The sequence below is a fragment of the Actinomadura vinacea genome, from assembly GCF_039532545.1.
Taxonomy (GTDB): domain Bacteria; phylum Actinomycetota; class Actinomycetes; order Streptosporangiales; family Streptosporangiaceae; genus Spirillospora; species Spirillospora vinacea.
In genome coordinates, this window is the sequence record NZ_BAAARW010000038.1 from 303,636 (window position 1) to 310,278 (window position 6,643).

At 74.8% G+C, this 6,643-nt stretch carries 7 protein-coding genes; 1 reads left to right on the forward strand and 6 read right to left on the reverse strand.

The window, feature by feature from the left end; all coding sequences use genetic code 11:
- Nucleotides 1-32: 32 nt before the first annotated feature.
- The 4 genes from ABD340_RS41245 to ABD340_RS41260 all read right to left on the reverse strand — a co-directional run bounded on the left by ABD340_RS41245 (nucleotide 33) and on the right by ABD340_RS41260 (nucleotide 2,830).
- Nucleotides 33-809: an SDR family NAD(P)-dependent oxidoreductase gene (locus tag ABD340_RS41245; RefSeq protein ID WP_344596773.1), complete on the reverse strand. Its 777-nt coding sequence runs from the start codon at nucleotides 807-809 to the stop codon at nucleotides 33-35.
- Entirely contained in the window at nucleotides 806-1,561 is a 756-nt protein-coding gene (locus ABD340_RS41250) for an acetoacetate decarboxylase family protein (protein WP_344596775.1), read from the reverse strand. Before ABD340_RS41250 ends, ABD340_RS41245 begins: the two co-directional genes overlap by 4 nt.
- Before the next feature lie 53 nt (nucleotides 1,562-1,614).
- Nucleotides 1,615-2,154 (reverse strand): SRPBCC family protein, encoded by a 540-nt coding sequence (locus ABD340_RS41255; protein ID WP_344596777.1) that lies wholly within the window; start codon nucleotides 2,152-2,154, stop codon nucleotides 1,615-1,617.
- 70 nt (nucleotides 2,155-2,224) lie between these two features.
- Nucleotides 2,225-2,830 carry an HD domain-containing protein gene (locus ABD340_RS41260; RefSeq protein WP_344596778.1) on the reverse strand — a complete coding sequence of 202 codons (606 nt, stop codon included), beginning with the start codon at nucleotides 2,828-2,830 and terminating at the stop codon, nucleotides 2,225-2,227.
- 108 nt (nucleotides 2,831-2,938) lie between these two features.
- Here ABD340_RS41260 and ABD340_RS41265 point away from each other — a divergent pair, with 108 nt between their 5' ends.
- Entirely contained in the window at nucleotides 2,939-4,939 is a 2,001-nt protein-coding gene (locus ABD340_RS41265) for a PQQ-binding-like beta-propeller repeat protein (RefSeq protein ID WP_344596779.1), read from the forward strand.
- Between the two features lie 18 nt (nucleotides 4,940-4,957).
- Here ABD340_RS41265 and ABD340_RS41270 read toward each other — a convergent pair whose 3' ends face one another.
- Both ABD340_RS41270 and ABD340_RS41275 read right to left on the reverse strand, forming a co-directional pair.
- Complete coding sequence (locus ABD340_RS41270) at nucleotides 4,958-6,106, reverse strand: glycosyltransferase family 4 protein (protein ID WP_344596781.1); 1,149 nt, start codon at nucleotides 6,104-6,106, stop codon at nucleotides 4,958-4,960.
- A 157-nt stretch (nucleotides 6,107-6,263) separates the two neighbouring features.
- Nucleotides 6,264-6,643: UDP binding domain-containing protein (locus ABD340_RS41275; protein ID WP_344596782.1), on the reverse strand; the 380-nt coding region annotated here is incomplete at its 5' end.

A 6,643-nucleotide genomic window follows, 5' to 3' on the forward strand; every position in this document is an offset into this window, starting at 1 on the left:
CCGCGACCCGTCCCGCCCGGGGCCGGGGGCGGTCAACAAGGGGTGGCGGCCGTCTCTCGCGCCCCGGTGGTGACCTTGGCCAGCATGCGGCTCATCAGGCCGGGCGCGTACCGCTGGGCGAGCACCGTCGCGCGGGTCAGCCGGTCGGGGAAGACGTACAGGCCGCCGCGCCGGGTGAGGGAGCGGTCGACCGCGTCCAGCACCGCGCCGGGCGGCATGCCCTTCATGTTGCCGGTGGCGGCCGGGTCGGCCGCCGCGGCCTCCCGGAAGCCCGGGGTGTCGACCTGGCGCGGGCACACGACCCGGATCCGCACGCCGCTGCCGGCGTGCTCGCGCAGCAGCGTCTCGGCGTAGGCGTTCACCGCCGCCTTGGCCGCCGCGTACGCCGACGACTTGGGCGTCGGCACCCAGGACGCGAGGGAGGAGAACAGGATCAGCTCGCCCCGGCCGCGCTCCAGCATGCCCGGCAGCGCGGCCCGGACGACGTTGACGGTGCCGAGGTAGTCGATCCGCATCACCCGTTCGACCTCGTCCAGGGGATGCTCCAGGGCGCGGACGAGCGGGCCGATCGCGGCGGCGTGCACCACGCGGTGCGGCGTCCCCGTCTCGGCGACCAGGTCGGCGACGGCCCCGGCGTCGGAGACGTCGCAGCTCCGGGTGCGGGTGTTGGGTGAGCGCAGCGCGGTACGGGCCAGCCCCTTCTCGTCGACGTCGGCCGCGACGACGTCCCAGCCGGCGGCGGCCAGCCGTTGCGCGGCCAGCGCGCCCAGCCCGCTCGCCGCGCCGGTGACCAGCGCGGTCCCGCTCACGGGCCGACCTCCTCGGCGTCGGCGAAGCTCATCGCCAGGTGCGCGACGGTGCTGGAGGTGAGCGGGCGGGCGCGGTGCAGCCCGATCTCCCGCAGCTCCTCGGCGACGGGATGCTCGCCGAGCGTGACCCGTGCGCCGCCGGGACGCAGCCGCACCCCCGACATCTGCATCGTCCAGGGCGTGCGGCGGGTGGTGCCGTCCAGGCAGGAGTAGGCGCTGACCTCGGGCGCGGACCGGCCCGCGGGGATCGACGGTCCCGGCCTTACGGCCAGTTCGATCGCGGTGCGGCCGTCGAGCCGGACGGCGCACCGCTTGATCCGCCCCGACAGGTCCAGGGGGATCTCGGCGAGTTCCTTGGGGAAGCCCCAGATGGACCGGCCGGCGTCCAGGGTGAACTCCTGGTTGACCGGCAGCCAGTGGATGAACGCGCCGACGTTGCGGATGCCGCGGAGGTCCTTGAGGCCGCCCTGCCCGTACTCGCGCGGTCCCTTGCCCGGCGGGCGGACCAGGAAGGCGACGGCGAACTCGTGGTACGGGCCGAGGTCGCCGTCGGCGTACCGGACGAAGGCCAGCGAGCAGATCGCCCGTCCCGGGAACGGCTCGGCCAGCTCCAGTCCGGAGTAGGCGATGACCGCCTGGGCCGGGGCGGCGGGCACGGCGTACATGGCCGAGGCCAGCGCGGCGTCCCGGATCCGCACGGGCATGGCGATCCGCTCGCCCTGGACCTGGTGCGCGTGGGTCCCTGTTGTCACGCCATCAAGTAGAACAGGTTCTTATTTTGCTGTCACGTCCGGGCCCGTCATGTTCATGAGCCCTCGGCGGCCGCTTCGACGGCGGCCTTGACGCGCTCCAGCGTGGCCCGCATCCCCCGGCGGTTGAGCTCGGCGCGGCGCTCGGCGGGCACTCCGGTGAAGATCCGTGCCAGCAGCAGCACGAACCGGACACCGCGCCCGTCCCGGCGCAGGTCGTGCCAGTACTCGGTGAGGCGCGTCGAACCGTCGCCGATGTCCTCCAGCCGGTAGCCCCACACCGCGGTCGGCACCCCGAAGCTGGACACCCGGAAGGCGAAGTTCTCGCCCGGGACGGCGGCCGTCACCCGCGCGTCGGTGAACCACACCCGCCACCCGATCCGGTTGAAGCCGGTGAAAACGGTCTCCGGGCCGAAGCCGGGGCCCGCCGCGCCGCCCGGCGCGGAGTCGGGGAGGTGGCGGCGCCGGCGGATCCAGACCGCGAACAGCTCGGGGCTCCAGCCGGCCATCCGGTGCGGGTCGGCGACCGCCGCGTACACGGCCTCCGGCCCCGCCTTGACGACGAGGCTCTCCTCGATCACCCATTCGCGTTCCATGCCGGGGATCCTCCCCTATGACCGCTGGGTCATGAAAGGGCCGTTCGACCCGCGCGGCGATCGTCCGGGCTCAGCGGAGGTGCGCGAAGCGCTCCCGCCAGGCGGCGAACCACGGCGCGAACCACGGATGGCCCTCGGCGAGCGGAATGATGTACGTGACCGTCTCGGCGTAGTAGCGGCGCTGGAAGTCCGGCTTCATCTGGTCGAGCCGCTGCACGTTGCTCACCCGGTCGGCCAGCTTCACCGCGACCGCCTCGGGCGGAGCGTCCCGCAGCCGCCGCAGGTACGCCGCCTTGGCCGCGCGCTTGGCCTCCCGTCCCAGCCCGTCGGTCGGCGGCTTGGTGACCCAGTCGACCAGCTCGGCCACGCGCGGCCCGAACTGCTCCTCCACTTCCTTGACGGTGGCGTCGGTGTCCTCGACCGTGTCGTGCAGCAGAACCGCCGACAGCACGTCCGGGTCGGTCTCGCCCGCGCCGCGCACCGCCGCCTCCAGGGCCTCCACGAGGTGTTCCATGTACGGCACGCCGGTCGGCCGCCGCTGGTCGCCGTGCCAGCGCTGGGCGGCGCCGGCGGCCCGGTCGAGCCGTTCCAGGGCGTCCGGCCCGAAGGTGTCGCCGGCCTCCAGATCGGCGCGGGCCTCCGGCCACGTCCGCCAGGTGATGAAGATGTCGTCCAAGGGATGCTCCGTTCTGGCCCGGCCGTGTCGCGCGGGCGCCCGCCACAGGGCATGGTGGGAGACGTTGTCCGCGTAGGCGCCACCGGCGCCCACGCTTCAAGGTAGGGGATGGAACAGGAGGGAGGCGGTTCGGTCGTGGTCGGCGGCAGACGGCGGCCCCGGGACGGATCCGGGGCGGCCGCCAGGGGACGGGTGGCGCTCGGGGTTCTCTCCGGCGCCCTGGTCGTCACCGTCGTCGCCGTGCTGGCCGGCCGCTTCGTGCTGCAGGCCGAATGGTGGCAGGTCAGGCACAGCGTCACCGCCGAGCCGGTCGCGCCGCAGGCCGCGCTCGGCCCGCCGCCCGGCCCGCTGGCCGTCAGCTGGCAGCGGTCCGCGCAGGTGCGGCGCGGCACCCTCGCCGGGCTCGGCAGCGTCTCCTACGAAGTCGCCCAGGGGCAGGTGGTGACCGCGTCGGGACTCGGCCTGGAGGTCCGCGACGCCCGCACCGGCGGCGAGCGCTGGAGCTACCGCCGCGCCGGCTGGACGATGCTCGGCTGGTCGGCGACCCGGTCCCGCCTCGTGGGCTACTTCGAGCGCACCGGGCACCGCGGCGAACGCCAGACGGTCGGCTTCGACGCGCTCTCCGGCGGCGTCATGTGGCGCCGCGCGGGGGCCGAGCGGCCCGCCGCCGCGACCCGCACCACGCTGCGCTGGCCCGGCGGCTCGGGCGTGGTGCTGACCACCGACAAGACCCGCCGGACCCTGTACGGCCGGTCCGCCGACGACGGGTCCAAGCGCTGGACGCAGAAGCTCCCCGCCGGCTGCCGGCTGTTCGAGGACGCCGCGCACGCCTCCGACGGCGCCGAGGAACTGTCCGTCCTGGCCCTGGACTGCGCGGGCCGCAGCCGGCTGGCGGCGGTCGAGCCGTCCGACGGCCGGCTCCGCTGGACGCGCTCGCTCGGCTCCCAGGAGTCGCCCGAGGTGCGGGCGCTGGACGGCGTCACGCTCGCCTTCGACGGCACCGCGCTGCGCGCCTACGACAAGGACGGCTCCCAGGTCGCGGTCTGGAACGGCGACGAGGTGTGCGGCGACACGATGTGCCCGGCGGTGCTCGTCCGCGGGCGGCTGATCGTCGTGTACCGTCCCGGCGGCGCCCGCGACGGGGGCCGGATGGAATCGATCGAGGTGGCCTCCAGACGCTCGGAATGGGCCCGCGACGTGCCCGGCTACGCCGCCGTCACCGAGGCCGGCGGCCGCGTCTACGCGCTGCGCCCGCGGCTGGACGAGCGGCTGCTGCCCGCCGGGGTGGACGTCGTGGACCCCGCCGGCGGCGCCCGGACGACCGTGCCCGCCCCGTTCGCGATGGACCCGGCGCGGACCGGGGTGCGGCCGTGGCTGGCGGCTGCCGGGGGGCTGCTCTACGTGGCCGTCCCGGAGGCTGCGCCGAGGCCGACCGGCTCGGCCCGGCTGGTGGCGCTGCGCGGCGGTTTCGCCGGCCCCGGCCCGGCCGAGCTCGGCGGGGTCGCGGAGGCGGACTGGCCCGACGCGTGCGGCCTGCTGAAGGGCCCCGACCTGGCCGCCGCGCATCTGGACGGCGAGTACACGGCCAAGCCGGGCCGCGCCACGCTCGGTGGTGTGCGGCTGCCGCGCCCGGTCACCTGCACCTACGAGATAGAGGGCGCGGACCTGGTCGATCCGCCCGGTCCGATCGTCTCGCCGGGCGGCACCGCGCGTCCCGGACCCGACGAGCGGGAGCGCGAGGACCTCTCGCAGCGGCCGGACCGGTCGCGGCCGCAGGACTCGGCCGAGCCGCCCGAGTCGCCGGAGCCCCGGGACCGGCAGGGGCGCGAGCAGCGCTGGGGCAAGCGCGGTCTCACGGTGACGGTGAAGTGGGTGGCGCCGACCTCCCACACCGCGTCCGCGCTGCTCCAGACGTTGCAGGCGACCCAGTCGCAGGCGCGGCGCCGTACCGACATCGGCGGTGACGAGGCGTACGAGATCGGGCCGACGGCGGGCACGGTCGCGCTCCGCGTGGACCGCTACATCGTGATGGTCGAGGCCTCGCAACCGCCCGGCGCGGCGACCCGCCTGGCCCGCGCCGCGGTCGCCCGCCTGCCGCAGACGAGATGACCCCCAGGGCCGTCCGAATCAGAACGTGCCTTCGGCGGTGGCGGCCGTGTCGACGAACGGTTCGTCGAACGCCGGCGCCGTCGAACGCCCCGCCCAGGACTCCAGCTGGGCCACGAACCGCTTGGCGTGGACGGGCCAGTGGTAGCGCGCCAGCGCCGTCTCGTACCCGTTCTTGGCCAGGTCGTTGCGCAAGTCGGGGTCGGCGCGCAGCTTGCGCACCGCGTCCGCGGCCATGGCCGGGTCGTTGAACGGCACCACCAGCCCGGACCCGGCCGGCTCCACGATCTCCACCGCGGGCGGGTTGGGCGTGGTGATCACCGGGATGCCGCGGGCCATGTACTCCACGACCTTGGTCGGCATCGAATGCCGGTAGTTCGGCTCGTCGTGCAGCAGCGCGAGGCCCGCCGTGGCGCCCTCGGCGATCCGCAGCGCCCGGTCGTTGGGCACGAACCCGTACCAGCGCAGCACGCCCTCGCGCTGCGCCGCGCGCAGCGCGACCCGGACGTCGGGGTCGGCGGCGCCGATCAGCTCGATCGTGATGCCCTCCGGCGCCAGCAGCCGGGCCATCTCGATCATGTCGAAGGCGCCGCGGGCGGCCGACAGGTGGCCGACGTAGATGACCCGGCCGTCGTCGGGCGGGCCCGGCGGGACGTCGGAGACGTAGGTGGTGTTGGGCACCACCGGGTGCTCCTCGCGGAACCGCTCCCGGTAGCCCTCCTCGGCGAGCAGCAGCCGGTGCCGCCGCTCGCTGCGCAGCTCCAGCCGCCGCACCAGCGGGCGCAGCAGCGGCCGGACCGGGCCGGGCAGCCAGCCCTTGGCGGTGAGCGCGGCGGCGGTGTCCTCGTGCACGTCCCACACGACGGTGCGGCGCCGCACCTGGCGGGGCAGCGAGACCAGCAGCTCGGGATCGTGCAGCAGCACCACGTCCGCGTACGCGGAGTGCTCGACCAGCGCCCGGTGCGCGGCGCGCAGCGCGCGCAGCCGCCGCCGGCCGGCCGCCCGGGGTATGTCCACCGGGCTGATCTCCCGCCAAGGGGTCACGTTGCACTCCCTGAAAGGCGCGATGTACGTGACCTCATGGCCCGCGTCGAGCAATGACCGGATCTGCCGGTGCAGAATCCGGGCATCCTCGGGGTGGTGCACGACCGTGCAAACGCAGACCCGCATTCCACTCACTCCGGATGGGTGCCGAAAATCTCCCTTTGGGGATTCTGTGCGGGCCGTGGAAATTACAGATGAATCCCGCCTGTCCGGACGGTGGCCGCGGCCGGTCGGCTCCGGCGGCATGATCGGTGGTGGGGCCGCGTCGGCGGTCATGGCCGGATCACAGGAGCTCTACCGTCTCGCCTCGGGACGCGCGGGTGCGCCCTCTGGTGTCGAACAGCAGCTTGGAGTGGTGCGCCAGCGTCTCGGCGTCGTACTCGGAGTGCTCGGCCAGGACGATCACCAGGTCCGCGGCCCCCAGCGCGGCGGGCAGGTCGTCGCCGGCGTTGGGGACCGGCTGGTCGTCGACGTGCCAGGTGGTGACGTGGGGGTCGTGGTAGGTGAGGTGGGCGCCGAGGCGGGTGAGGCGGCGGGCGATGGGGCGTGCGGGGGATTCGCGTTGGTCGGCGATGTCGGCTTTGTAGGTGACGCCCAGGAGGAGGACGTTGGCGTCTTTGAGTGCGCGTCCTTGCTGGTTGAGGAGTTGTTGGGCGCGCTCCA